Origin of the sequence: Paenibacillus sp. FSL H8-0457 (assembly GCF_038051935.1) — a bacterium.
Classification (GTDB): Bacteria; Bacillota; Bacilli; order Paenibacillales; family Paenibacillaceae; genus Paenibacillus_AQ; species Paenibacillus_AQ lautus_A.
This window is the reverse complement of the sequence record NZ_CP150293.1, coordinates 5,607,786-5,632,946: the sequence shown is the minus strand read 5'-3', so window position 1 is coordinate 5,632,946 and position 25,161 is coordinate 5,607,786. Positions and strand designations below refer to the sequence as shown.

The window sequence follows — 25,161 nt, the reverse complement described above, 5'->3', positions numbered from 1 at the left end:
ACGGTAATACTGGTTATTCAAGCAGGGAAGCAAGCGATTTAGCAGCTTCCGGATTATCTTTAGGAACACAGGTCACAACAGAATCTCTTGAATCTCGGTATGATATTCCTTGGAGAGGTCGATGAAACGATCATCGGTCTTTACAAGCGGACGGAAGTAATCCGAAGGATGGTTCATGACGATGATGCCGGATTCGCCCGTCGTCAGCAGAACCTTTTTGCCGATGAAATTCGGCAGCATTTGCTGAATGAAAGCGTGCGTCGGCTTGCCATTCAGCTTCCCGAAGCTGAGACTGTACAGCTCGCGCAGAACGGTTAGCAGCTGCTGCTTGGACTGATAGACCCGGTTCGTTGTCATGGCGCTGTAGACATCGGCTACCGCGCAAATATGAGAGTACGGATGAATCTGGTCTGCATGGAGCGCTCGCGGATAGCCCGAACGGTCATCCCGTTCATGGTGCTGAAGCGCGACCATGGCGGTCACCTTGTCATCCATGGATTCGGCGATCATCTCGTAACCATAGATGGTGTGCAGCTTCACTTCCTCGAATTCCTCGGGGGTCAGCTTGCCGGGCTTGTCCAGGATATCCCTTGAAATCTTACTCTTGCCGATATCATGGAGATAGCCTGCCTTGCCGATTTCATAGGCTTCCTTGCCGGAGTATCCCATCCAATCCGCGATGTAGTAGGATAGCATCCCTACTTGAATGGAATGCCTGTAGGTATAATCGTCTGTTCCATTAAACAGCAGAAGCAGGGATACCACATCCGTATGCTCGTTCAGCGAGCCGACCAGTGGCTGGAAAACATCGTCTACAACGGATTCATTGAACTTTCCGGATTGGGATGCTTCCGTAAATAAGGCGGAGCATCCGTCAAACGCAAGGTTAAAGTGAGGTTTAACCTTGTTGAACGAGTCCGAAATTTCAGATAACGGATCGAGGGATACGGACAGCGCGCGCGGCTGTATTTCTATGTAATCGATGCCGTGCTGCAATAGCTTGGATATATCCTCTGAACGTAGCAAAGCTCCTTTTTGCAGAACATGAACGCCGTTAGTGTTGTAAGCATCCTGCTGTATTTGATCACCGGGTTTCAGGTCCGTGACATGTACTCTCAAATCATTGCACCTCTTGCCCTAATATAAGTAAAAAGATCAAAACTATCTTAGCAAGAAAATTATGGTTTTACAATGATATAATCGCGACTTATTGCCTAGCTATTGGGTCCCAGGGTCCGGACTGCGCCCCTTTCCACTCCGAACCATCGTCCCATATCTCCTTCTTCCAGATCGGAACGGATCGCTTCAATTGCTCGATGGCATATCGGCTTGCTTCGTAACATGTTTCCCGATGCGGTGAAGATACGGCGATAACGACGCTCGTTTCCCCGATTCCGACCGTACCGATACGGTGGGAAATCGCGCATTTCGTGCCGGGCCATCGGCCGTGGATGTCCATGCAGATTTGCTGCATTTCTTTCAGGGCCATCGGAATGTAAGCTTCATACTCCAGCGTTACCGTTCGCATCTGACCGGTTATCTCCCGCGTCGTGCCTACAAAGGAAAGCGTTGCGCCATGGTTATCATCATGCACTTTGGCGATGGTTTCTTCCACGGACAGCCGGTGGCAGGTGATGGTGCACGTTCCGTCTGACGAGGAACTGGAGCCTGTGTCCTGCAGGTTGGTTCCGTCCCCGCCGGACACAGGCGGAATCAGAGCCACCTCGTCCCCGCTCTGAATAAGCTGATCCGGCAGCGCATATTCTTGATTGACCGCAACGAAGGCCGTGGCAATCTGGGATTGGGCATCGGGAAAAGCTTCGCTAAGAAGCAGCTTCAAATCCCCGGTCGTAAGAGGGAGGGCGGGTACGCTGAATGCAAGTGAAGCCGTGCCGATGCGATCGGCTAATCCGGCGAATAGCAGTATGGAAATGGTTGTCGACATTTTGATCACCTCGTAATTCTTATGGGCTACAATATACCATATTCTTCGCTAAAATGTTATGCTTGTAAGACCGGAAATTATCGTAAAAGTAACTTGGGAGGGGGCCGCCAGATGGGGCTTAAAAGCAATAAACAAAAGCTGACCATATTATATACCAACGATATACACAGCCATTTCGAGATGATGAGCAATGTGGCGGCACTTATTTCCCGGGAAAAGACGGCTGCCGGCGATAAGTCGATCGTGCTGGATATCGGAGACCATATGGATCGCGCATCGGTGGAAACCGAAGGCTCGATGGGGCAAGCGAATGTGGATGTCATTAATTTGACAGGATACGACGCGATTACGATCGGCAATAACGAAGGCCTGACCATTTCGTATGATGTTCTGGAGCATGTATATGCCGGACTGCAGTGCCCCGTCGTTTGCTGCAACATCAGGGAGACGGAGAGCGGCAGTCCTCCTTCATGGATGAAACGGCATGTGATCCTGGAGCGGGATGGCATTTCGATCGGGCTCACCGGCGCGACGGCAGCTTTTGCAGGATTTTATCAATTGTTAGGCTGGGAAGCAGGAGACCCGGTGGAGGCCATCGCCGAACAGGTTCGAGCGCTTCAGGGCCAGTGTGATATCGTTATCGTTTTATCCCATTTAGGACTAACGATTGATAAAAGATTAGCAGAACATGTAGAAGGCATTGATGTCATACTTGGCGGCCATACCCATCACATCCTTGAGGAGCCGCTAATGATCGGGAAGACAGCCGTATGCGGCGCGGGCAAATTCGGACAATACGTAGGTCGCCTCGTTATGGAGCGGAATGACGTTGGTGAACGGTTTACCTGCGTAGAGGGAACCTTGCTGCCTGTGGATAAAAGCTTGATGGAGCCCATCGTGGAGCAGGCCATCCTGAAACATCATGAGCTGGCCAAGGAGAAGTTAACCGAAGCCGTGGCCGTAATCGACCGCAGCCTGCCGATCCATTATGAGGAGGAATCGCCGTTTGCGAACCTGTTGGCTCAGGCCGTGCTGCAGCACACGGGTGCCGAAATTGCGATCGTCAATTCCGGGCAGCTGCTAGGACCGCTGCCGGAGGGCGAAATCAGTACCGGGATGCTGCATGGTTTGTGCCCGTCACCGATTAATCCCTGTGTCGTGAAATTGCGGGGAGAACACATCTATCAGGCGCTTGAAGAGAGTCTGCTTCCGGAGTTTAGCGGGAAGAAGATCATGGGCTTTGGCTTCCGCGGGTATCTGTTAGGGGGCCTGGCCGTCGATGGATTAAAGATCCGATATGACAAGGATGGAGAGCCTTACCGGAAGATCACGCAAATCTCCTTCAAGGGACAACCGCTGGAATGGCAGCGGGAATATCATGTGGGAACGCTCGACATGTTTACTTTTAAAATCGGATACGAGACCCTGGCGCTTGGAACGGATACGGTTTATATGCTGCCCGAGTTTATTCGAGACCTGCTGCGGAGCGAGCTTTCGCGTCCCGGATCGCTTGAAGCGTCCATGATTTCACGCTGGATATCCTGACAACCCCCGACTAACTTCCTTTGGCCGAGCATACATATGAGGAGGACAAAGGTAAGGGGAGGGGTAGGACATGGATTTTATCACATCCATCATACTGGGGATCGTGGAAGGACTAACCGAATTCATTCCGGTGTCTTCCACGGGCCACATGATTTTGACGGCCAAAGTGCTTGGTTACGATGACCAAACACCGATCATGAAGACGTTTGAGGTTGTCATTCAGCTGGGAGCCATTTTGGCGATCGCGATTGTTTATTGGAATCGGATTTTGAATCTGCTCGGGTGGAGCCGAAGCGAGCCGTTGACCCGGAAAGTGCCTCGGAGGCGATTGAACCTGATGCATATATTTTTGGGGATTGCTCCGGCCCTGCTGGTTGCGTTTTTTGCGAGGGATTTCATCAAAAGCCTGTTCCATGCGCAGACGGTGCTGTTTGCGCTCGTTGCCGGCGGCATTTTTATGATTTTTGCGGAATGGTACAATAAGCATAAAGTCCAAGTGACCTCGCATGATATTGATGATTTGACATATAAGCAGGCCTTTCTGATTGGGATCTACCAGATCATATCCGTCTTATGGCCGGGCTTTTCCCGTTCGGGGTCCACGATCTCCGGGGGCATGCTTAGCGGTGTGAGTTATAAGGCATCGGCCGATTTCTCGTTTATTATCGCAATTCCCATCATGTGTGCCGCATCGGGATATGAATTGCTGGATTCTTACCGATATTTTACTTTAGATACGATCGGCGTATTTCTAGCCGGTTTTATCGTTTCGTTTGTTGTCGCTTATTTTGTCGTCTTGGCCTTCATGAAACTCATACAGAAGATAAGGCTTACTCATTTTGCGATCTACCGTTTTGGTCTCGCCGCCGTTTTTTGGCTGTTCATCATGCATTAAGCAGGAGTAGACACAAGAAGGAGATCCGGCTTCTTCGTATCGTGATCCACTGAAGACTAGACGCTATATCCCACACAAGTTTCAGAATAGCAGAGGAAGTGACGGATTTTGCGTCTTATACCTATCAACGCGTTGAGGCCGGGCATGGTTCTTGGTAAGAAAATATACAATAGTGACGGTTTAATCCTGCTTGCCGAGGGCGTGGAACTGACAGCCGGGCTGATCCGCCGTCTGGGCACGCTGGAACTCGGGTATGTATACATCGAGGATCCGATGACGGAGGATATCGTGGTTCCGGAGCTGTTGACCGAAGAGACGCGGCTGCAGGCGATCCAATCGATTCGGACCAGCTTCAAGAACCTGGAGAGCCAGGCTGCTCTGAAAGGCAGCTTCCTTCATTTGGGCAAAACGTTCTCCGGGATGATGGAGTCCATTATGGATGAAATTTCGGAGCATGATGAGGGCATGGTGCTGCTGACCGATATGAATACGAACGATTACAACCTGTACCGTCATTCTCTGAACGTATGCGTATACTCGACGGTTCTTGGCGTGTCTTACGGGTATAACCGGGAAGAGCTGAGGGTGCTCGGCCTGGGGGCCCTGCTGCACGATATCGGCAAAACGCGGATAAGCCAGAAGCTGCTGAACCATCCAGGACGGCTTAGCGAGGAGGAATTTCGCGAGGTCCAGAAGCACACCGAGATCGGCTTCAAAATATTGAAGGACGAGCCCAACATTCCGCTGTTATCGGCGCATTGCGCCCTGTCACATCATGAGCGCCTGGATGGCAGCGGTTATCCCCGGGCTTTGAAGGGAACTGACATCCATGAATACGCCAAATGGATCGCGATTACGGATTCCTACGACGCGATGACCACGCAGCGGGTGTACAAGCCTGCATTGCTGCCGCACGAAGCGGTGGAGGTCATGTACGCCGGATCGGGAACGCTGTATGAACAATCATTCCTGGCCATGTTTCGGGATCGGGTAGCGATATATCCTCCCGGGATCACCGTGAAATTGCATACGGGCGAGAATGGAGTGGTATCCAGGATCCACGCGCATGTGCCGCATCGACCCGTTGTCCGCGTATTGACGGATGCCGAGGGCACTCCGTTATCCGCGCCTTACGAAGTGGATTTATCCGAGACGCTGGCCGTTATGATCGCCGGCATCGGACAGAGCACCATAGATCAAACTGGAGCATAAGGAGGTTGACTCGTGAGACGTAACGGCCATGCAACATTGCTGCATACATGGGGGCGACTGATTTACCGCTACCGTAAAGCCATTGTTGTAACCTGGCTTATTTTGTTTTGCGTGCTGCTTCCGTTTGCGTTCAAGCTGCCGTCCATATTGCAGCATAACGGGTTTACGCCGAAGGATAGCCCGGCCCAGATCGGAATCGAGAAGCTGGAGGAGGGTCTGGGATTGTCGGCAGCCTCGCTGGATATCGTCGTTGTCAGTCGACACGATGAGAACCTGACGGCAGGGACGGCGCAGAGGCGGATACTGACGGAGCTTGCGCCTTTGCGTGACCGCCCATATGTCAGGGATATGTATATGAATATCGCAGCTCATAAGGCAGGCCAGGATCATATCGTATCCGTGACGGTGCTGCTGGATCTGGATTCCTCGAAAGCCCTGCAGCAGTTTGAAGAGATCAGAGACTCGGTTCCGGGCATCACGGGAGCGGATACGTACATAACGGGAAATACCGCCATCTTCGCCGATATGAATCAAGCCGTTAAGAGCGATATTATCCATGCGGAAATGATAGGCATTCCTGCAGCCTTGCTCATCCTGGCGGTCGTATTCGGCACATTGACTGCCGCGCTTCTTCCTTTAATTTCCGGAATTGTCAGCGTGGTGGTCACGATGGGCATTCTGTATTTTGTCGCTTTGGCCGACGGCTCGATCAGCAATTTTCTTCCGAATGTCGTCACGATGCTGGGGCTGGCCGTAGGCATTGATTATGCCTTGCTGATCGTTAGCCGCTTCAAAGAAGAATTGCGGACACGGAGCGGGGATGTGGGATCCGCGCTGGCTATCACTTGCGCAACCGCCGGCAAAGCAGTGATGTTCTCGGGTGCTGCCGTGTTGATCGGTTTTGTGGCGATGAGTTTCATCGACCTGCCGATCTTCCGTTCTTTCAGCATAGGCGGCATTACCGTCGTGCTGTTCTCGGTGCTGGCCGGCAACACGCTTCTTCCGGCTTTATTGGGGATGCTGGGCCCCCGCATCGATGCGCTCCCTCTCTTTCCGGCCAAACTCCGGGCGCTTCGGGGCCGGCAGACCTCGGGCATGTGGAGAAGGATCTCCGGTTTTGTTATGGCCCATCCCGTGACCATCTCTGTAGCAGCGATCGGTTTGCTGCTGGTGGCGATCTATCCGGTCCGAAACATGAGCATTGCCATCCCCGCTGCCGAAGTGCTGCCCCCCGCCTATGAATCCCGTTATGGCCACGACCTGCTTACGCAGGCTTATGACGAACGCGAATTGAATTCGATCGTTGTGGCGGTAGAGCTTCCGTCCTCCTATGCGGATCCGCACAGCATCGAGCTGATGAAGGCGTACACGGATGAAATCAGGCTCATGCCAGGCGTGAAGCGGGTAGAGAGTTATCTGAGCGTTGGCAGGGGTTCGGTGGAGGAAGTATCAAACGTTCTGTCCCGCCAAGAGATCCGCCAGCAGCTGGAGCAGCATCGTTTTGTCAGAGGAAATATGGCTGCCGTTGCCGTGACTCCGGAGCATGAGGAATCCCATGCACTCACGATGCAGCTTGTCCAAGCGCTGCGGACCATGGATACGAATGAGCTGAAGACCTATGTCACCGGCAGCCCCGCGTATAAACTGGACATCATGGAAGCCATCCAGCAGAACATTTCCTACGTCCTGGTATTTGTATTTGCGGTGACTTATATCATCCTCCTCTTCGCATTCCGGTCGATCGTGCTCCCCTTAAAGGCCAGCGTCATGAACATGCTCAGCCTGGGCGCCGGACTCGGTATCGTGGTGTGGGTATTTCAGGAGGGCATTGGTGCGGAGTGGCTGGGCGTTTCCTCTACAGGGTCCATCTTCGCGCTCTTGCCGGTCCTGATATTCTGCGTGGTGTTCGGCATATCGATGGACTATGAAGTCATGATGCTCTCGCGGATCATGGAGAACTATGAACGGACGGGGGATAACGAATTCAGCACGGCCGAGGGCTTGGAGAGTACGGGCGGCCTGATTACCAGCGCGGCTCTGATTCTGGCCGTCGTTGTGGGTGCCTTCGTATTTACGGACAATGAAGTGATGAAAGCGATTGGTTTAGGCCTGACAGCAGCCATTTTGCTGGACGCGACCGTGATTCGGGTGCTGCTTGTGCCTGCATTCATGAAGATGCTGGGCAGAGCGAATTGGTGGAGTCCCGCATGGATGTTCCCAACATCTAAGCTTGCTTCCAAGGAACGTTCAGACAAACGGGGGGAAGCCGGATGATTTCCAGCCGAACCAAGCAGAAGCCTTCTGTTTGGGTATGTTATAATCATATAATGGACATGATCAAAACCGTAGAGTACATCCAAGCAAGTTGTACTGACTGAATCGGTAATTCAAAGAAATAAGGTGAGTGAACCATGAGTAATACAGCACAGCCGTTTCCATCAGCCGTAAGGCCTATTTCGCCGAGTTATGATCCGTGGGATCCGATAACTTCCCTGCGCGAGCATGGCCGCCACGTGCTGACCAGCGTGGAAATGACAGTGACGCATCTGTGCAATATGCGCTGCGAGCATTGCGCTGTCGGTGATATGCTCGTCATGAAGGAAGCCCCGATGCTGCCCCTGGATACGATGCTGAAGCGGCTGGATGAGGTAGAGCATCTGCAGACGATCAGCTTGACGGGCGGTGAACCGGCGTTTTTGGGCAAAACGGTGGATAACGTGATTGTTCCCCTGCTCAAGTACGCCAAGGAACGGGGAATCCGGACTCAGATCAACTCCAATCTGACGCTGGATATCGGCAGGTACGAGAAGATGCTGCCCTATCTGGACGTTATGCATATTTCGTTCAATTACTTGAACGGGGACGACTTTTATGAGGTCGGATTTGCGAATAGCGCTCGCCCTGTCTCCAAGGAAACGGCATACAAGATGTACGACACGATGCTGGTCAATTCCGAGAAGCTGAGCGCGGCCGGCATGTACATATCCGCCGAATCCATGATTAACTACAGAACGCATACGAAACTGGGCGGCATTCATAAGCTGATCAAGGACATGGGCTGCAAGCGGCACGAGGTTCACCCCATGTATGCTTCGAACTTTGCATCCGCGCTGCCCGTCTTGTCTTTGGCCGATACGAAAGCCGCCATCCATCATTTGCTGGATGTCCGAGACAGGGACATGTGGATGCTGTTCGGAACGCTGCCGTTCTATGCCTGCAGCTCGGACGATCATGACCAGGAGATCATTCGCCGCTTGCGGCAAGAACCGAACGTAACGGTTCGGAACGATCCGGATGGCCGTAACCGGGTGAATGTGAATTTATTCTCGGGCGACGTGTACGTAACGGATTTTGCTGATATCCCGGCTTTTGGTAATATTAAGGAACAGAAGCTGGACGATATTTTTGACGCATGGTCTACAGGGCATCCGTTGAATCAAACGGTCAACTGCCACTGCGATGCAGTGAGCTGCTGCGGCCCGAACCTGTTGGTAGCCGACATGTACTATCGGGGTGTGGATTTCAAGTCGAGAAAAGCAAAGACAAACTAGAACCCTAGAAAGAAGGCGTGTCATCATGGCAGAGGAATTTGAGGTCGGGAAACTGATTTTGAATTTACTCTTGGTTTTCCTGCTCGTTTTGTTGAACGGCGTGTTTGTAGCCGCCGAATTTTCACTCGTGAAAATGCGCCAATCCCGGTTGACCCAGCTCGTTAGCGAAGGGAACCGGCTTGCCGGCATTGCGCTGAAAGTAAACCAAAAGCTGGATGCTTATTTATCCGCCACCCAACTCGGGATTACCCTGACTTCCCTGGGACTCGGCTGGATCGGGGAGCCCGCCATTTCCGAATTGCTGGTAGCTCCCATCATGCACAGCATCGGCTTTGCGGATGAACGATTGATCAGCACGATATCGGTCGCGGTGGGCTTCTGTATTATCACCTTTTTGCATATTGTGTTAGGGGAGCTTGCACCGAAATCTTTGGCTATTCAGCGGACGGAGGGCACGGCACTGCTTCTGTCGGCGCCGCTGCTCTGGTTTTACCGCATTTTTCTGCCGGTGATCTGGGTGCTCAATGCTTCCGCTAACCGTATTCTGAAGCTGGTCGGCATCGAGCCCGCAAGCGAGGCCGAGGCAGCCCACTCCGAAGAAGAGATTCGGATACTGATGACCGAGAGCGCACGGAGCGGTGTCATCGACGAGAACGAGATGAAATTGATGGACAACCTGTTCGATTTTTCCGATTTGAGAGCCAGGGAAATTATGCTGCCGAGGACGGATATGGACGTATTGTTCACCAATTTCACCTTGGAGGAGAACCTTCGGATCGTCAACGAGACGAAGCATTCCCGTTACCCGGTTGCAACGGACAACAAGGACCGCATCATCGGATTTGTCCACATTACGGATCTCCTTCTGGCAGAGCCGGAGAAACAGCGTGATCTGACATCCTTGGTGAGACCGATTATGGACGTATCGGAATCCATGGAAATCAGCCAGGTGCTGCGGAAGATGCAGGCGAGACATGAGCAGCTTGCGCTCGTGGTGGACGAATACGGAGGGACCGCCGGCATTCTCACGGCTGAGAAGATTCTGGAAGAGATTGTCGGGGACCTGTACGATGAGTTCGAAGACGAGCGGCCGGAAATCGAAGTCTATGATGAGTCCTTTTCGGTAGACGGGCGAATGCTCATCGAAGAAGTGAATGATTTGACCGGCTTGATGATTGATGAGCATGACGTCGATTCCATTGGCGGTTGGTTGTTCAAGGAGCTGGAAGGGAACCCGGCAGTCGGGAAGAGAGCCACCTTTGACGGGGTGGTCTTTGAAGTTGAGGAATCTACCCGGTTGCGCGTAACCCGCGTCATGATTCATCAGAAGCTGGAAAGCAGCCTCACCCAGAACTAGCAAGACTCTATTTGTTAGGAAGTGGATTATGTCGATTAAGCAGCTGATCTTTATCGGTCTGGGGCTCCTGTTGCTGTACGGAATGTTTACGGTCGGAGCTCCGTTCCTGTTGGCTATCGTGATTGCTATTGCACTGGAGCCGTTAAATCGGCTCTTGATGAAAAGGCTCCGGCTGAACCGCATTGCGGCCGCAACCGTGACCAGCACGCTATTTCTTCTCTTGATGCTGCTTCTGGCTTATCTGATCGGGCTTCAGGTGTTTAACCAGCTGGTCGAATACTGGAGCAGGGCTCCGCAATATTTTGCGGGGGCCAATGAATTCCTTCAGCATACGATCATTCAGGCTCAGGACATGCTGAACGGCGTTTCGCCGGGCCTTGCCGACAGTCTTACCGAATTTATGTCGAATATTTCTTCCTATGTGCAGTCGCTGGTCAATTCGGTATCTTCAACCTTCCTGTCCTTTGCCAAAACGCTGCCTAACCTGTTTGTCACGTTCATCGTATTCTGCGTGGCGGTATACTTGTTTGCGTTCAGCCTCGATACGATGCGCGAAAAGGTCTTGTCGCTGTTCGACGAGTCTTCCCAGTCGCAGGTGAATGAAGTGCTGCTCAGCCTGAAAAAATCGATATTCGGCTTTTTACGGGCCCAGCTGATCCTCAGTTTGTTCACGTACGTGATCACGCTGCTCGGCTTGCTGGTATTAGGTATCAATTACCCGCTTGCCATCGCCCTGCTTGTCACGATTGTCGACATCCTGCCGATCCTTGGCGTAGGCTCCGTACTGATCCCATGGTCCATTTACCTGCTCGCGGTAGGCGATATTTTTACTGGGATCGGCTTGATTTTCCTGTTCATTCTGATTACGGTGATCCGCCGCGTGCTGGAGCCGAAGGTCATTGGGGATGCCGTCGGCATCGGCGCATTACCGGCCCTGGTCAGCATGTATGTCGGATTTAAGCTGGTTGGCGTGATCGGATTTTTTATCGGCCCCCTGGTCGTCATTATCTATTCCGCCATGCGTAAAGCGGGCTTGTTCCAAATCAAGATCAAATTCTGAGGACAACTTGATGCGAACCCTTTTCCCGGGAATATTCCAGGGAAGAGGGTTTTTTTGTCATTTTAGAGTTCATTTTCTGGGCGGAAGACATATGTTAAATACGAAGAGCCCTTGATAACGACGGATAGTAACGATAAGGAGGAATACCCTTGAAGGAAAACCCTGAGGTGCGCGTATACCCGGTATTTCATTCGCCATTTGATCCTTGCCCGCCCAAGCTCTACAGAACGTATGTGGTGCCGGTTAACCAGTATGTCGTGTTTCAACCGCCCGGCCTGCCGCAGTTTAGCCCTGCCGAGGCATTGAGACACGGAACGTTATGGCCGTCCTTGTATAGCCCGTATACCTCGCGAAAATTTAAAGGAGAGTGATCGGCCGTGAACGAAGCAAGACCCCAGGTTGGAGATCGGAAGTATTACGAAATGCTGGAGCAGCTTCAGGCATTGGATTTTGTCCTCGTCGAGCTGAACCTGTATTTGGACACCCATCCGGATGATCTCAAGAGCATCGAGCAATTCAACAAGCTGACGCAGGAAAGGACGGTGCTCGCGAAGCAATTCCAGGAGTTGTATGGGCCCCTGCAAAATTTTGGCCGTGCTTATTCCAAATATCCGTTCGAATGGGCCCAAGGCCCGTGGCCTTGGCAGGTTTGACGGCGTTGGCCAGCGGGCTGCTGCTTGCTTCACCACCTGCATGCAGCCCTCACGAAGAGGAAAAGCGAGAACAAGGAGGCGGAAGAGCCCATGTGGGTATATGAAAAAAAGCTTCAGTATCCGGTGCGCGTAAGTAAATGTGATCCGAGAATGGCAAAATTTTTGATGGAGCAATATGGAGGCGCTGACGGCGAGCTGGCCGCCGCGCTGCGTTATCTGAACCAGCGGTATACGATTCCAGACAAAGTGATCGGATTGCTCAACGATATCGGAACCGAGGAATTCGCACATCTCGAGATGATTGCCGCGATGGTGTACAAATTGACGAAGGATGCAAGCGTGGCGGAGCTGGAGGCAGCCGGATTGGGCGCGCACTATGCCAATCACGATCATGCGCTGTATTATGAGAACGCCGCCGGCGTACCGTGGACGGCAACCTATATTCAAGCCAAAGGAGATCCGATTGCGGATTTGTACGAGGACATTGCGGCAGAAGAGAAGGCGCGCGCTACATATCAATGGCTTATCGACATGACCGACGACGTGGATTTGCAGGACAGTCTCAAATTTTTGCGGGAACGGGAAATCATTCATTCCCTCCGCTTCCGGGAGGCCGTTGAGATTATCAAGGAAGATCGGGAAACGAAAAAAATATTCTAGGGTGCGTACATCGTTAGCCCCACCTGCAAGTGAATCGTTCATGACAGGCCCGGCCGATAGCGGCCGGGCCTGTTTATGGTGGAAGGAAGATATGGCGGCCATTAGGTCCCGCGCAGCTCCTGGTCCGAATCATGATACGGCAGCCGGACCGTAAAGGTGGTACCCTGCCCCGGCTTGCTCTCTGCCTGAATCGTGCCTCCATGAGACACGATGAATTCCTTGGCAATCGCAAGACCTAGTCCCATGCCGCCTTGATGCCGCGCACGCGCTTCATCCGTGCGGTAGAAGCGGTTAAAGAGATAAGGAAGATGCTCTTCTTCAATCCCTGGGCCCGTATCCCGAATATCAATCCGAAGCATACCGGATGGGGACTCCTCTAACAGCGAAACATGGACAAGCCCGCCATGGGGCGTATACCGGATCGCGTTGACGAACAGATTCAGAAACACCTGGGTGATTCGGCTTGGATCAACGGGTACGGAGGTGCGTTCCGTAGCGCAGGTCAGTTGCAGGGACAAGTTTTTGGCCTCCGCCTCAGGCTCTACCCGTTCCTGTATTTGGCTCAGCAGAACCACCATATCGGTTGGCTTCCGAACCAGCGGCAGCTGCTTGGCTTCAGCTAAAGATAATTGATGGAGGTCACCCACGAGCCGGGTTAAGCGAATCAATTCGTCCTGGATGGGAAGCAGCAGTTCGGGCTCGATCGGCTGCCGATTCTGTTGAAGCAGATCCAGCTTTCCCCTCACGATGGTCAGCGGTGTGCGAAGCTCATGGGCGACGTCAGCCACCAAATTGCGGCGGACCATGTCCGATTGTTCGAGCTTGGAAGACATTCCGTTAAAAGCGACGGCGACCCTCCCGTATTCGTCCTCCGAGGTGACGGGGGCCTGAATGCCGTACTCGCCTTGACCGAGGCGTTCGATGGCCGGGACGAGCTTGCGCAGGGGCGCCGTGAGCCTTCGCGATATCCAGTATGCCGCCCCGAGGGATAGCAGGACGAAGAGGATGGTGCCTCCGCCCAGCAGAATGATGATGGATGTGGGCGTGCCGATCCGAAGCTTGGTCAGGTTTGCCACATCCGTATCATAATAATACAGCTCCGCGACCGCGTCGCCTTCAACATGCAACGTCCGCTTCACCCCCAGACGTTTGATCAGCTGCTCTACAGCCTCCCCCTCATGCAAGAGGGTCGTTTGTTCCCCTGATACCAGCAGGATGCTCTCCTGGCGGTCAGCCGAACGGGGACTGTCCGCTAACCATGCCTGATCCTGAACGGCACGAAAAGTATGCCCATTCTTTACGTAGTAGCCGACCAGCCGGTCCTGGAGCTGATCCAGCTCTTCTTCGCGCGAGGTTTGCAGCATGACATCCATGGAATCGCGGATCACGATATAAGTAAGAAGGACGAAGACGGTGCTGAAACCGATAATGAACGACGAGAGGACGATGAAGATTTTGCGGCCCACGCTCATGGCTGCTGCTCAAACCGGTAACCGAATCCATACACCGTTTTGATAAAAACGGGCTCGGCCGGGTCATCTTCGATTTTTTTGCGAATCCGGCTGATATGGGCGTCCGCGGTCCGTTCATCATTGTGGATATCATCCTCCATGGCCGCCTGAAGCAGCTGCAGACGGCTGTATACCACGCCAGGCCTGGAAGCAAGGGTCAGGAGCAGCTTGAATTCGGTAGGCGTAAGCGGGATCTCCCGGTCGTGTTTCCATACCCGGCATTGGGTTTCCGAGATCGTTAAATCGCCGCGCTTAAGAATTTCTTCAGTAACCGATGCGCCTTCTATTCTGCGAAGGACCGACCGGATACGCGCAGCCAGCTCCCGCAGGGAGAAGGGCTTGGTCATGTAATCGTCTGCGCCTACCTCCAGCCCGATCAGCTTATCGGTTTCCTCAATCCGGGCGGTAACCATAATGATGCCGACACGGCTTGATTTTCTGAGCTCCCGGCATACTTCAATGCCGCTTAATTCCGGCAGCATCCAATCCAATACGACCAGCGACGGCTTGGCGTCTCTCGCTTTGGCCAAAGCCTCCGTGCCGGTCGAAGCGGTAATGATGTGAAATCCCTCCTGCCGGAGGAACGGCTCCATAAATTCAATGACTTTCCGTTCATCGTCCACAAGAAGCAAGGTATGTGCCATGCAAGCATCCTGCCTTTCCATTGATTCGTTAGGTTCAGCGGTAAATCCACCCCATTATATACGGTTTCCAGCCGCAATTGGAAAATTTCACGGAATCCGCAAGCCATCATCACAAGATCGCAACATTTCGATGATAGGATGATCTCGTAAAAATTTTTGAATCGAGAGAGGGATATCGACATGACGCAACAAGCTGTAAGAAAAACACCGCTGGCCGTATGGATTTCGTTAGGGCTGACATGGTTATTTGTTGTTTGTATTGCCGTTCAGACGTTTATTGCCGGCATGGCGCTGTTTCACGACGGATCGATGTGGAGAAGCCACACCCTGTTTGTCCATTTTTTTGAAATCGTGCCGCTGCTCATGCTGATATTTGGTTTTGCAGGCAAACTGCCCGCCCCGTATAAATGGAGATCACTGGCTCTGTTGTTATTGGTCTTCAGCCAATACCTCACGGCGAACCTGCCTGGCGCAGGGGCATGGCATCCGGTCATTGCCATCGGATTGTTCTGGCTTGCCGTGGATACGGCACGTGGTGTACTCCCGTCCTATCGACAGGAACAGAAGGGGTAATACGAACATGAGAAGCCTTGCCGTGCTGGTTATGGCTTTAATCGGAGGTTTTGCAGGCGGGATCGTTCTGAATGCAGTGATCGCCATTACGTCGCACATGGTATTTGGAGGAGACGAGGACGGGTTGAAGGGTCTTAAATATCTGCCGTTTGTTACCTCGGCATGGTACGCCGCTACGTTAATGATCTGGCGGCCGCGCCCGGAATTTGAACAATAACGCTTCGTTCCGGCGTTACCCTTCAACCGCCAGCGAGATCCAAACGAACAAGATATAGAACAGGATCGGTATCGCAAACCCCAGGGACAACAGGTACCATACGAGCGGCGTCCGAACCATCTCCTTCACCAGGGCGATCGGGCTTCGGACATATCGGCCCTTCTTAAGCCGGTTAACCATCCGCTTGAGAATGGCGGCTTGCTCACGGGGATCATACCGGTCCAGCTCTGCCAGCAGTTCGGCTTCCAGCAGCCCGATGGCCGATGCTTCACCAGACTCCCTTGTTTCCGGCAAGTTCATCCTCTCCTTTCTTCGCACTTATTGTATATATAACAACCTTAAAGCCTCCTTGGTTACGCATGATGATATAGACCAAAAGCAGCATTTATGGGGGAATGGGATTTGCAGATGTGATATGGTTCCTATATGATGAGGGGAGATTAGACTAGAATCAGATTATATGGAGCGAAGGGAAGGACAAAATTGGAAAAAACAGCTACGTTAATCAAGCCGGAAGCGATGATATTTGACATGGATGGAACGCTGTTTCAGACGGAGACCCTGCTGCTGCCCGCCTATCACAAATTGTTCGACATTCTGCGCGAAGAGGGGCACTACGAAGGAGAAACGCCGGATGAGGAGCTCATGCTTGGATGTCTGGGGATGCTGCTCGAAGACATTTGGAAGAAGGTCATACCGGATGCGACGCCGGCAGCCCATAACCGTGCAAACGAGCTGCTGCTGCAGCTGGAGCTCGAAGGTTTAAGCGATGAAGCAGCCGTTTTGTATCCTGAGGTGAAGGAGACGCTGGAGGAGCTTCATCGGCGCGGCGTCCGATTGTTTGTTGCCAGCAACGGCCTGGAGGATTACGTGAAGGGCATCTCCCAAGCGAGGGGGCTTATGCCGCTTTTTGAAGGAGTCTACAGTGCCGGAGAGCACGGAACGGCTTCGAAGGTGGATTTGGTCAAATTGCTGCTGGATCAGCATGAAATCAAGGATGCCTGGATGGTAGGAGACCGGTCATCGGATGTGGAGGCAGGCAAAGAGAACGGACAAACCGTCATTGGCTGCCGCTATGCAGGTTTTGGCGAGGATCAGGAGCTGAAGGGATCGGACGTTGTCATCCATTCTTTTTCACAGCTGCTGAAGCTTCATGACCAAGCCGAGTAGATTGGATAGGAGTCACAAAGGCTGTTTCCAAGGGTAGCATGCAACCCTCTTGGAAACAGCCTTTGTGCGTGTTTTCGGATTCTAGTATTCGATTCTCCAGGGTTTGGTCTTAAGCATTCTTCGCGGATTTTTTTTGACTGTATACCCACATGGCATATTCTAAGGGCTTCACCATGGATTCGCGGTAGGCAGCCATATCGCCGATCTGCGAGAATACTTCCCTTGATGGCTTAGGGTTCACCTCCAGGAGAAGAACCCTTCCGGTTTTATCCACTGCCAGATCCAGCGCAAGCTCGCACAAGCCTCCATATTGTCCGTCCAGAAATTGGGCTATGGCCACGCCGAGGGAATCGGCTTCCTCGCGGATGCTGGCGCGCTTTGCCGGATCTGCGATCCATTTGCTTAACAATTCTTCCATCATCGTCGCGCTTCCGCCGCCATGCAGGTTGGAGGTTACGCTCTTCGGCGCCCCGACGCGTCCCACGCAGCCGGTCACCTGCCATTGACCGGCTCCGTCTTTCTGCACGAGCATTCGGTAGTCATGCACTCTTCCGTCCGACAGCTCCAGCTGTATTCCCTCTTGGACGAGATATCGGTCTTTATTGCCCCAGCCCGATAAATATTGCGCCAAATGGCCCGATGGCATTCGTTTCGGTTTAATGATGCTCCGATTGGAATTGCGTCCCCGGATTTCATACGTGCCCGTAACGCCCGGCACCTTCGCAATCCGCAGGATTCCGCGTCCGCCCGTTCCGTTGATCGGCTTAAAATAAACGACAGGGTGAACATGGAGCATCCGGTGAATGTCACTGGTGCTCGTAACGATCCGGGTGTCCGGCAGATGGGGCCGGAAGCGTTTTTTGGTGGACAGTATTTGATGAATCGTCCATTTGTTGCGCAGCGGCCGGTTCAGAAACAGCAAGTACCGGTAGCGGGAACGAAAGCGCAGCAGCTGTTGAAAGCGCGGGCTCTTTTGAATGCGGCAGCGGTCAAAGATCATGTCGGGAAACGACCGCCACCTCCGGCTCCATCTTTGGTGGTCAGGGTCGTATTCCATGGCGTTGATCAGCCCTTGGGCGCTGTTGACCTCGGCGGGGGTGAAGACGTAGACGTCCAGCCCCATTGCCTTTCCTTCCTTGATCATATGCTCGTAGATATGCCGTTCCTCCAGCTTTTTCCGTTCATCCAAGTAAAGCGTCATAATACCTAAGACGGGTTTCGACACAGAGGTTCACCTTCTTGAATAGAGTCAGCATTAAATGGTTGGTGCAGGGGCAGGGTTCCGCTCATAATGAGCGTAGGTTTTCCTGTCGGACCCTGCTCAAGAGCAATGGCCTGCATCCCTGCATGAAAGCACATTTGCAAACTTGCCGTATGATCTGCAGCCACTTTGCATCGCAGCCGCCCGAACCTGGATAATTGCGAGCGGATCAGGGAAGAACCGATTTGCCGGTTGCGGTATAGAGGGTGTACAGCAATCATACAGGCACTTTCTCCATAATCCGCCGCAAAGCAAATCCCCACCGGTATGCGCCCGATATCGCCCCGAACCGTTGCCGCCACGATCGAAGTGCCGGGCTGCAGCAGCTCGTCGTAGGATAACGATGCCAGACGCTGATAACCTTCGCGGGTTAGACGCTTGTTGCTGTAACGCCGGAAGAACTCGCTGCATTGCTGTCTGGCATGCGGCCATTCTTCCGGGCTTGCGAGAGAGAGACATGAGATTTCCACATGATCCCCTCCTTTCCGTACATCTTTGACCGGTGCTTGAGACCGAGCAAGATTTACTTTTGCTTGATCAGATAGTCGGAATATTGAAAAATCCGCTCCAGTGATTTTTTGCGGATCGCCGGTTCGTCAAATTTCATCGGTCTTGAATTCGCCTCGAAGAACCAAAGGATGCCTTCGTTATCGATTCCGAGGTCCATGGACATCTCCCCATGGATCTGCCCGGAGCATTTCTCAATCTGCCGTGCCATATGCACGGCTGCCTTTCTAACCTCGCCCAGGATGGCATCGGAACGTTCCGGACCGAATACGATCGGCAGCAGCTTCTCCGGGTCCTCAATCGTTCCCCCGCGGGGAACATGCGTGGTTATGCTCTTGGCCCCTGCCATGCGTGCTCCGATTCCCGTGACCGCCCAGGAACCCGAATCGTTCTTTTGCACAAGAATGCGGAGATCAAAGGAGCGGCCATGGACCTGAGCCAGCTCGATTCCCTGCTGAATAAGGTATGAGCTTCCTTTGGTTTCCTGATAAACCCGGCTCCAGAGCCTTTCCAAGGAAGCCGCTTTGTACGTGGTACTGTTTTTGTTGTTCTGAATCTGGATGCGGTAGGGGAGCGATTTGTTTTTCTGGTACCGAATCCTCATAATTCCTTGACCGGCTTTGCCATCCTCCGGTTTTAGATACAGGTAGGGCTTCCGCTTCATCATCTCGTATAAAGTCGGATACCCCTTCAAGCGCTTGGTTAGAGGAGTCCATTGCTTGGTTAACCGCGATTTGTTCAGCCAAGCGAACAGTCTCCACTTATTAAAGAAATGTGGGTTGTAGAGGTCGATATGGGGATGCCTTTGGCATTCCTTGATTTTGCGGCGAACCCACGGCAGCGCTTCATCCTCACGGTATGGAATCCGGTTATAGATAACCTGGGGCAGAGGACATAACCTCTGCTCCCAGGAATGGTCGCTCAACAGCATATAACCTTTGACAGCATCCGTATCAAGCTTCAGATCGCGTACCGTGACCACATAGACCAGAAACCCCATATCTTTTCCTGTCTTGATGATTTCCTGAAAGTTTTGCCGGTTGCCTCTGAACATGGTTTGAGTATCATGCATGGTCAAGATTGCTACAACCGGTCTTCCATCACTCTCCACTCGGCTGATCACGAATCATTCCCCCCTGTGGAAGCCGCTCAGATACAAACTGTGATCAAAAATATGCTCGACTGATGCTCTTCCTTCCGCTTTAAGTGAAGGGTGGCTGAAAATCGATCTGCCCGGCTTCGAATTCGCTTCAAACATCCAGATTCTCTCGTTATCGTCTATGCCGATATCGAACCCGATTTCCCCTAACAGATGCGGGTGGTGATTCTCGATCGCTTCCGACATCGTAATGGCGGCTTCCTTGGCGCGCTCTAGCACCTCACGGGATCTGGTTCCAAAAGCGCGGGAGAGCGCCAGTTCCGGCGTCATCAGCGAGCCGCCGTTCTTGATATGCGTGGTGACGCTGCCGCGTCCGGCTTTTTTGGCGCCGATGCCGACCACGGCCCAACGGTTTCTGCTGTTCTTATGCATATGGAACCTGAAGTCGATGGGACATCCGTCGATTTCAATGAGACGGATTCCTTGCTGGATGACGTAGCTCTTCAGCTTGGCACCGTGCTTTGCCTGAAGCATCCGCATCAGACTGCTAAAGTTCGGGAATTTGAGCAGCGTGTTGCCGCCGTTTCCGTGATAGCGGGCATAGTATCCTTTTTTGGGAAGATAGGTTAACCGGTAGATGCCAAGGCCTAAACTTCCGGCAGAAGGCTTATAATATACGAAATGATGGCGTTCCATCATATCCTTAATCCGCTCGGGACTAGGATTGTTGTAGGTTTCCGGCAAATATTTGCCCGCCTGCAGGTCACCGTCCAGCTGCGAGTAGACATCCGATTTATTGAAGAACGCCCAATTGAAGAATTTGATGTTGCGTTTGCCGAACCGGTCCCTCAGTTGGTTGGTAAAAGGGGAGAAGTCGGTTTTCCGGCTCGGTAGGCGGTTATAAACGACATCAGGAAGAGGAACGGTCTTGCGAATGAAGCCGCCGCCGGAACCAAGCATATAGGCATGAACGGTTTCGCGCTGCCAGTTGATATCCCGTGGGGCAAAGGCATATACGAACATTTTTTTGTTGCCTTCGCGAAGCAGCTGCCGGATATACGAAGTGCGGGCTCCAAAAGGACTGGACGGATTCGGGGGGCCGTCGGACAGAACCCCGACCACGGGCCCGAGTTCAAGTTCTCCTTCCCGGGGGGACTGGATATACACAGGACCCTGTCTGGGAACGTTGACGCTGTTTCGGACTCCGCTGCTTAAATAGATGTGCTTTCCCGACCGTTCGATCGGTTTCAGGGCAGCGGACACGGAATTGGTGCCAATGCGAAGCTTTATCGATTTCTTGCTTGATAGCCCCAGGCTCTTGAGAAGCGAACCGGATAAAAAGACGACTTTTTCGGGCTGCTGCGAGAAATGAATATTTCCGAAATTCAAACTCATGTATTTACCCTCCTAAGTTGTCGAAGCAATAAATAACGGGCGTATTGAATCGGATGTTCGACGGACAGCCGGGCTGCGTGACCATCTCCCGTTAGTGTAAATGCGCGTCGGCCAGGTTTGGAGTTGACCTCCAGGATCCAGACCCGTCCGCTGGTATCCACGCCAAAATCGATTCCCAGCTCGCCGAGCCGGCCGAATCCTTCCTCCAGCAGAGCTGGAAGCTGAGCGGACAAATCCCGGATGGTCCGCATGATCCCCGTGGCCTTTTCTTCTCCGAAATCGGTCGTTAGATAGGGGAGGGCGGGAAATGCCGTGCCTCCGCCATGAAGGTTTGAGGTTAATCCTTGGTCGGCTCCTTGCCTAACAGCGATTCCTGTGACGGACCATATGCCGCGATCATTCTTTTGAACCAATGACCGGATATCGTATGGGTGCCCGCTACCGTTGCGAAGCTTCAGGAAGGGCTGAATGATAAACCGGCGGCGGCCGGTAAAACTTCTCACCCATTCGTTCATCTCTTGCACGGGAATGGTATGCAGGAACATGCGGTTGCTCCGATCCCTTCCTTGCAGTCTGACACGCTGTTGATCTGTCAACGCGAGGTACAAGGTGTGACGGCCCTGAGAGCCTCCGCTTGGCTTCATGAAGAGACGTCCGCCAAAGGCGAGCAAAGCCCGGCTGAGGGATTCGGCTCCCGTATAACTTAAGGTTGCCGGCAAATAAGGCTTGATGGCTGAGGAGCGCTTTAACAGCTGATGAACCTTCTGCTTGCCCGGCAGACCGCGTGACCACAGCTTAACGCCAAGCTGTGACATTCGGTTCAGAAGTTCACCGGCTGCGGCCGTTTCCTCGCCGTTTCGGTGCAGGCAACGGTCATAGACGATGTCAGGAAGCGGGAAGTTGCCGGTGCTCCAGCCCTCTTCCGGATTGAAGCGATATCCTTTTATCCTGTCCGCGGCGCTGTCCGCGCCTGAAGCAGGTGAGGCATCATCCGGACAAAAAACAAATACCTGCATGCCGAGTCCCTCGGACTTCAAGCTTAGCTCGCGGAGAAATTGCTTCTCGGCAAACGGTGGGAAGCCCGGTTTGCGGCATGCCATGACACCCAGGGTGCCTATTATCTTTGAGGACATAAGGTTCTCCTTTTTTACAAACCCGTCAAGTATTGACAGTATTGAACGAGTCGTACGGCAGACGGCCTTACTTTGGAGTCGGCATTCAATGGCGCGTTTTCGCCTTTGGAAGGCTTGGAGTTGACCTCCAGAAGCCAAATGCGTCCCGAGGTATCAATCGCCAAGTCGATGCCCAGCTCTCCGAAGTGATAAGGAATGGCAGCCTCCAATCCATGAGCGATATCGAGCGCCGCTTGGTTCATTCGGGCGGGAGCCGTTTGCTTGGAGGATAACGGAATGCTGCTCATGGCCAGCGCGTCCTTGACGGAAGATAGCGTACCGCCTCTGGCGAGATTGGAGACAAAGTGGTTTCCGCCGGCAATTCGGGCCACGACCGAGGTCACTGCCCATTTGCCGTTTTTGTCTTTATGAACAAGCGCGCGAAAATCGACGTTTCGCCGGTTGATGCGGATTAAATCCAATCCTTGCTGAATTTGATAACGCGTTTTTTTTATTTTTCCGGATAAGCTGCTGAACAGCTTTGGAAGCGAGGAGTAGGTGCTCTTCTTGGATCCTTCAAGAGATGTCGTCATCGTTTGGTAATGGCCGTTCTCTTGCCGGGATATCCGGATGATTCCCTTTCCCAGACTTCCCCGCACCGGTTTCAGGAAGACCGTCCGATACGTGGTGCACATTTTTTTGAGAGTCGGATAACCGCTGAGCAAATAGGATTCCGGCAAATATTTTTGGAGCTTCGCATCGGGTCCGAGCGCCTCGAAGACATCGGATTTATCGAGGAATTTCTCGTTAAAGATGTGGGTGCCGAATCGAGATTTTACTTCTCTCATAAAATGCTGTACGCTAGGACTATTCTCCAGTTTGCGGGTAGACAGCCGGTTATTAATGACGTCCGGAGCTGGAACGCTGCGCTTTTTCCAACCCGCGTCATAGATAATTGCTTCAAGTGTTGACGGGTTCGAACCGATCATGTCAGGGGTGAAAAAGTACACATATGCGCCTTGTTTCTTGGCCGCGTTTACCATTTCCAAACAGAAAGCCGAAATCGACCCGAAAGGTTTATCAGGTTCATCCGGTAAAAAGCGGCTGACCATGACACCGATGAGCGGACCGAGCTTCAGCATTTTTTCCGTTGGATAATATCTGACATTCATCGTGGTGCGAGGAAGCAGTTCCGAACTGCTGAATATGGTGGGGCTTAGGGCCAGCGTGTTCGATTTTCCTCCTGAAGTAACGCGGATTTCCTGCTTGAAGGAGCCAAAGGCAAGCTGTATCGGTGAATCTGTCGGGATACGGAGCTGTCTTATGAGCCGGTCACCAAGCTTGATATCGTTATCCGGAAGCTGGGCTGAGCGGATTAATTGAACCGATATCTTAGATTTGGTGTTGGATTTGATCTTGGATTTGCGCATGATGGATCTCCTTCCGACAACAACTGGATACTTAAGTGAACAGACGAAGACTTCATCTGATCATTGCATGTAATGCATCATATGAGGACATATATCCCTTGGTGATTGTACTGCTCGGGAAAAAGGAGTGCTGAAAATGCAGAACTGGCTGTTTATTTTGGTGAACGTGTGCGTTGCTGCTTTTGTTGGCGGCGTAACGAACCACTTTGCGATAAAAATGCTGTTTCATCCCCGCGAAGAAAAAATCATCCTGGGCCGCCGCGTACCCTTTACCCCGGGGCTCATCCCCAAGCGCAAGGACGAGATTGCCGAGTCGCTGGGGCATGTGGTTTCGGATTACCTGGTGACAAGCGAGGGCCTGCAGGATCTGATTCGCAGGCCGGTGTTCCGCAGCAAGATGGAGGAAAGCCTCCGGCGGAAGCTGGAGGAATGGAGCGAATCGGAGCTGAGCTTCGGCGATTTGGCGCTGAAAGTATGGAGTCCCGAACAGTGGGAGCAGATGAAGGTCCGGGCGGAACAATTGGCGCGCGAGCTTACGGCCCGAGGTGCCGCTGCCATATGGCACGGGTATGGGCTTGAGGCGAAACCGCTGAAGGAGCTCGTTCCCGGCTGGTCGGAGGAAACGATCCAGGGCTGGAGCGCGGCCGCAGCCGATACCGTGCTGAAGGAGCTGAAGCATACGCTCTTGTCGGCAAAGGGGCAGCTCATGCTGTCGGACGTAGCTTCTTCGCTTATCGATAAGGCGGGCGGATTTCTCGGTACGATGGCTTCAATCTTTGTGGATGAGGATAAACTGGTACAGAAGATGACCCCTGTACTGATCCAGCAGCTGGAGGGAGAGAAGGTCCGCAAGACCATCACGGACATCATCTCCGGAAAGCTGTCCCATTACGGGGAAATGCCGATCGGGGATATCATCGAACATGCATCGGATGAGCCGGGGCTTGCGTGGCTGACCCGGACATTGGATGACAAGCTTCCTTGGTCCACATGGATTCAGCGGATCGAGCTTCTTCGCGTTGGCGAAGCGATCGGCCCGCGCATGCCGGCTATCGAGGCAGCCCTGCCAGGAATGCTCGATAAGGGGCTGGGCTTTTTGGAGCGAAGCATCCCGGGGGCGATGAAGGCCGTTAACTTGCCGCAGCTCGTTCAGGAGCAGGTGGAGAAATTTCCGATCGAGCGGCTGGAAGAGGTCATACTGAGCGTATCCGGCCGCGAGTTCAGGGCTATTACCTGGCTCGGGGTTCTGCTGGGCGGGATCATTGGATTACTCCAATCGCTGCTGACGATACTGTGGAGATGAGATGTTAAGAGTTAAGATGTGGCAAAGCGAACGAACAAAACGGCTTCTTAGCCGAATATAG

The 25,161-nt window shown here is 52.9% G+C and carries 25 protein-coding genes; 14 read left to right on the top strand and 11 right to left on the bottom strand.

Annotated elements, in window-relative coordinates:
• Nucleotides 1-72 precede the first annotated feature (72 nt).
• Both MHI43_RS25110 and moaD read right to left on the bottom strand, forming a co-directional pair.
• On the bottom strand, nt 73-1,119 hold the full coding sequence (locus tag MHI43_RS25110) for an HD-GYP domain-containing protein (protein WP_009595790.1): 1,047 nt from the start codon (nt 1,117-1,119) through the stop codon (nt 73-75).
• Between the two features lie 88 nt (nt 1,120-1,207).
• Complete coding sequence (moaD, locus tag MHI43_RS25105) at nt 1,208-1,945, bottom strand: molybdopterin converting factor subunit 1 (RefSeq protein WP_036659833.1); 738 nt, start codon at nt 1,943-1,945, stop codon at nt 1,208-1,210.
• 111 nt (nt 1,946-2,056) lie between these two features.
• On the opposite strand from moaD, the gene MHI43_RS25100 reads away from it, so the two are divergent.
• The 10 genes from MHI43_RS25100 to MHI43_RS25055 all read left to right on the top strand — a co-directional run bounded on the left by MHI43_RS25100 (nt 2,057) and on the right by MHI43_RS25055 (nt 12,878).
• The gene (locus tag MHI43_RS25100; RefSeq protein WP_015737012.1) at nt 2,057-3,490 is read left to right on the top strand and encodes a bifunctional UDP-sugar hydrolase/5'-nucleotidase; all 1,434 of its coding nucleotides are present in this window, start codon (nt 2,057-2,059) and stop codon (nt 3,488-3,490) included.
• Nucleotides 3,491-3,560: 70 nt separating this feature from the next.
• The gene (locus tag MHI43_RS25095) at nt 3,561-4,385 is read left to right on the top strand and encodes an undecaprenyl-diphosphate phosphatase (protein ID WP_036659832.1); all 825 of its coding nucleotides are present in this window, start codon (nt 3,561-3,563) and stop codon (nt 4,383-4,385) included.
• Nucleotides 4,386-4,493: 108 nt separating this feature from the next.
• Nucleotides 4,494-5,597: an HD-GYP domain-containing protein gene (locus MHI43_RS25090; protein WP_015737010.1), complete on the top strand. Its 1,104-nt coding sequence runs from the start codon at nt 4,494-4,496 to the stop codon at nt 5,595-5,597.
• 12 nt (nt 5,598-5,609) lie between these two features.
• Nucleotides 5,610-7,871: an MMPL family transporter gene (locus MHI43_RS25085; RefSeq protein ID WP_036659831.1), complete on the top strand. Its 2,262-nt coding sequence runs from the start codon at nt 5,610-5,612 to the stop codon at nt 7,869-7,871.
• A gap of 137 nt (nt 7,872-8,008) precedes the next feature.
• Nucleotides 8,009-9,148 carry a radical SAM/CxCxxxxC motif protein YfkAB gene (gene yfkAB / locus MHI43_RS25080; protein WP_009595820.1) on the top strand — a complete coding sequence of 380 codons (1,140 nt, stop codon included), beginning with the start codon at nt 8,009-8,011 and terminating at the stop codon, nt 9,146-9,148.
• Between the two features lie 25 nt (nt 9,149-9,173).
• Nucleotides 9,174-10,505, top strand: coding sequence for a hemolysin family protein (locus MHI43_RS25075; RefSeq protein ID WP_015737008.1), 1,332 nt, complete (start codon nt 9,174-9,176; stop codon nt 10,503-10,505).
• A 28-nt stretch (nt 10,506-10,533) separates the two neighbouring features.
• Nucleotides 10,534-11,565 (top strand): sporulation integral membrane protein YtvI, encoded by a 1,032-nt coding sequence (gene ytvI / locus MHI43_RS25070; protein WP_009595724.1) that lies wholly within the window; start codon nt 10,534-10,536, stop codon nt 11,563-11,565.
• Nucleotides 11,566-11,714: 149 nt separating this feature from the next.
• Entirely contained in the window at nt 11,715-11,936 is a 222-nt protein-coding gene (locus MHI43_RS25065) for a spore coat associated protein CotJA (RefSeq protein ID WP_015737007.1), read from the top strand.
• A gap of 6 nt (nt 11,937-11,942) precedes the next feature.
• On the top strand, nt 11,943-12,218 hold the full coding sequence (locus tag MHI43_RS25060) for a spore coat protein CotJB (protein WP_036659829.1): 276 nt from the start codon (nt 11,943-11,945) through the stop codon (nt 12,216-12,218).
• Nucleotides 12,219-12,308: 90 nt separating this feature from the next.
• A complete protein-coding gene (locus MHI43_RS25055; RefSeq protein ID WP_036659827.1) occupies nt 12,309-12,878 on the top strand; it encodes a manganese catalase family protein in 570 nt (189 codons plus the stop codon).
• A gap of 101 nt (nt 12,879-12,979) precedes the next feature.
• Here the strand turns inward: MHI43_RS25055 and MHI43_RS25050 are convergent, their stop codons facing one another.
• Both MHI43_RS25050 and MHI43_RS25045 read right to left on the bottom strand, forming a co-directional pair.
• On the bottom strand, nt 12,980-14,350 hold the full coding sequence (locus MHI43_RS25050) for an ATP-binding protein (RefSeq protein ID WP_036659825.1): 1,371 nt from the start codon (nt 14,348-14,350) through the stop codon (nt 12,980-12,982).
• Nucleotides 14,347-15,033 (bottom strand): response regulator transcription factor, encoded by a 687-nt coding sequence (locus MHI43_RS25045; RefSeq protein ID WP_036659817.1) that lies wholly within the window; start codon nt 15,031-15,033, stop codon nt 14,347-14,349. The genes MHI43_RS25050 and MHI43_RS25045 overlap by 4 nt, the downstream gene beginning before the upstream one ends.
• 180 nt (nt 15,034-15,213) lie before the next feature.
• Between MHI43_RS25045 and MHI43_RS25040 the strand changes: the two genes are divergently transcribed.
• Complete coding sequence (locus MHI43_RS25040; protein WP_036659815.1) at nt 15,214-15,606, top strand: DUF6220 domain-containing protein; 393 nt, start codon at nt 15,214-15,216, stop codon at nt 15,604-15,606.
• A 7-nt stretch (nt 15,607-15,613) separates the two neighbouring features.
• Nucleotides 15,614-15,823: a DUF5957 family protein gene (locus MHI43_RS25035; RefSeq protein ID WP_036659813.1), complete on the top strand. Its 210-nt coding sequence runs from the start codon at nt 15,614-15,616 to the stop codon at nt 15,821-15,823.
• Nucleotides 15,824-15,838: 15 nt separating this feature from the next.
• On the opposite strand, the gene MHI43_RS25030 is transcribed toward MHI43_RS25035, so the two are convergent.
• Nucleotides 15,839-16,123, bottom strand: coding sequence for a hypothetical protein (locus MHI43_RS25030; RefSeq protein WP_235201614.1), 285 nt, complete (start codon nt 16,121-16,123; stop codon nt 15,839-15,841).
• Between the two features lie 183 nt (nt 16,124-16,306).
• Between MHI43_RS25030 and MHI43_RS25025 the strand changes: the two genes are divergently transcribed.
• Nucleotides 16,307-16,993 (top strand): HAD hydrolase-like protein, encoded by a 687-nt coding sequence (locus MHI43_RS25025; protein ID WP_036659811.1) that lies wholly within the window; start codon nt 16,307-16,309, stop codon nt 16,991-16,993.
• A 109-nt stretch (nt 16,994-17,102) separates the two neighbouring features.
• On the opposite strand, the gene MHI43_RS25020 is transcribed toward MHI43_RS25025, so the two are convergent.
• Genes MHI43_RS25020 through MHI43_RS24995 form a run of 6 tightly spaced genes read right to left on the bottom strand, consistent with a single transcriptional unit; the run spans nt 17,103 to nt 23,797 of the window.
• Nucleotides 17,103-18,218 (bottom strand): YheC/YheD family protein, encoded by a 1,116-nt coding sequence (locus MHI43_RS25020; protein ID WP_036659808.1) that lies wholly within the window; start codon nt 18,216-18,218, stop codon nt 17,103-17,105.
• The gene (locus MHI43_RS25015; RefSeq protein WP_036659806.1) at nt 18,200-18,724 is read right to left on the bottom strand and encodes a GNAT family N-acetyltransferase; all 525 of its coding nucleotides are present in this window, start codon (nt 18,722-18,724) and stop codon (nt 18,200-18,202) included. The genes MHI43_RS25020 and MHI43_RS25015 overlap by 19 nt, the downstream gene beginning before the upstream one ends.
• Nucleotides 18,725-18,777: 53 nt before the next feature.
• The gene (locus tag MHI43_RS25010) at nt 18,778-19,884 is read right to left on the bottom strand and encodes a YheC/YheD family protein (protein ID WP_015736997.1); all 1,107 of its coding nucleotides are present in this window, start codon (nt 19,882-19,884) and stop codon (nt 18,778-18,780) included.
• A 3-nt stretch (nt 19,885-19,887) separates the two neighbouring features.
• Entirely contained in the window at nt 19,888-21,255 is a 1,368-nt protein-coding gene (locus MHI43_RS25005) for a YheC/YheD family protein (RefSeq protein WP_015736996.1), read from the bottom strand.
• Nucleotides 21,252-22,388, bottom strand: a complete 1,137-nt coding sequence (locus MHI43_RS25000) for a YheC/YheD family protein (protein ID WP_036659803.1) — start codon at nt 22,386-22,388, stop codon at nt 21,252-21,254. Before MHI43_RS25000 ends, MHI43_RS25005 begins: the two co-directional genes overlap by 4 nt.
• A 14-nt stretch (nt 22,389-22,402) precedes the next feature.
• Nucleotides 22,403-23,797 (bottom strand): YheC/YheD family protein, encoded by a 1,395-nt coding sequence (locus MHI43_RS24995; RefSeq protein WP_015736994.1) that lies wholly within the window; start codon nt 23,795-23,797, stop codon nt 22,403-22,405.
• Nucleotides 23,798-23,933: 136 nt separating this feature from the next.
• On the opposite strand from MHI43_RS24995, the gene MHI43_RS24990 reads away from it, so the two are divergent.
• Entirely contained in the window at nt 23,934-25,100 is a 1,167-nt protein-coding gene (locus tag MHI43_RS24990) for a DUF445 family protein (RefSeq protein ID WP_015736993.1), read from the top strand.
• The last annotated feature ends 61 nt before the right edge of the window (nt 25,101-25,161 follow it).

What these genes read in the sequence shown, in the direction of transcription:
- MHI43_RS24995 (WP_015736994.1), bottom strand. Translation starts at nt 23,797, where the DNA reads ATGCGCAAATCCAAGATCAAATCCAACACCAAATCTAAGATATCGGTT.
- MHI43_RS25005 (WP_015736996.1), bottom strand. Translation starts at nt 21,255, where the DNA reads ATGAGTTTGAATTTCGGAAATATTCATTTCTCGCAGCAGCCCGAAAAA.
- MHI43_RS25045 (WP_036659817.1), bottom strand. Translation starts at nt 15,033, where the DNA reads ATGGCACATACCTTGCTTCTTGTGGACGATGAACGGAAAGTCATTGAA.
- MHI43_RS25040 (WP_036659815.1), top strand. Translation starts at nt 15,214, where the DNA reads ATGACGCAACAAGCTGTAAGAAAAACACCGCTGGCCGTATGGATTTCG.
- MHI43_RS25055 (WP_036659827.1), top strand. Translation starts at nt 12,309, where the DNA reads ATGTGGGTATATGAAAAAAAGCTTCAGTATCCGGTGCGCGTAAGTAAA.
- MHI43_RS25000 (WP_036659803.1), bottom strand. Translation starts at nt 22,388, where the DNA reads ATGTCCTCAAAGATAATAGGCACCCTGGGTGTCATGGCATGCCGCAAA.
- MHI43_RS25035 (WP_036659813.1), top strand. Translation starts at nt 15,614, where the DNA reads ATGAGAAGCCTTGCCGTGCTGGTTATGGCTTTAATCGGAGGTTTTGCA.
- MHI43_RS25075 (WP_015737008.1), top strand. Translation starts at nt 9,174, where the DNA reads ATGGCAGAGGAATTTGAGGTCGGGAAACTGATTTTGAATTTACTCTTG.
- MHI43_RS25050 (WP_036659825.1), bottom strand. Translation starts at nt 14,350, where the DNA reads ATGAGCGTGGGCCGCAAAATCTTCATCGTCCTCTCGTCGTTCATTATC.
- MHI43_RS25095 (WP_036659832.1), top strand. Translation starts at nt 3,561, where the DNA reads ATGGATTTTATCACATCCATCATACTGGGGATCGTGGAAGGACTAACC.
- MHI43_RS25030 (WP_235201614.1), bottom strand. Translation starts at nt 16,123, where the DNA reads ATGAACTTGCCGGAAACAAGGGAGTCTGGTGAAGCATCGGCCATCGGG.
- yfkAB (WP_009595820.1), top strand. Translation starts at nt 8,009, where the DNA reads ATGAGTAATACAGCACAGCCGTTTCCATCAGCCGTAAGGCCTATTTCG.
- MHI43_RS25100 (WP_015737012.1), top strand. Translation starts at nt 2,057, where the DNA reads ATGGGGCTTAAAAGCAATAAACAAAAGCTGACCATATTATATACCAAC.
- ytvI (WP_009595724.1), top strand. Translation starts at nt 10,534, where the DNA reads ATGTCGATTAAGCAGCTGATCTTTATCGGTCTGGGGCTCCTGTTGCTG.
- moaD (WP_036659833.1), bottom strand. Translation starts at nt 1,945, where the DNA reads ATGTCGACAACCATTTCCATACTGCTATTCGCCGGATTAGCCGATCGC.
- MHI43_RS24990 (WP_015736993.1), top strand. Translation starts at nt 23,934, where the DNA reads ATGCAGAACTGGCTGTTTATTTTGGTGAACGTGTGCGTTGCTGCTTTT.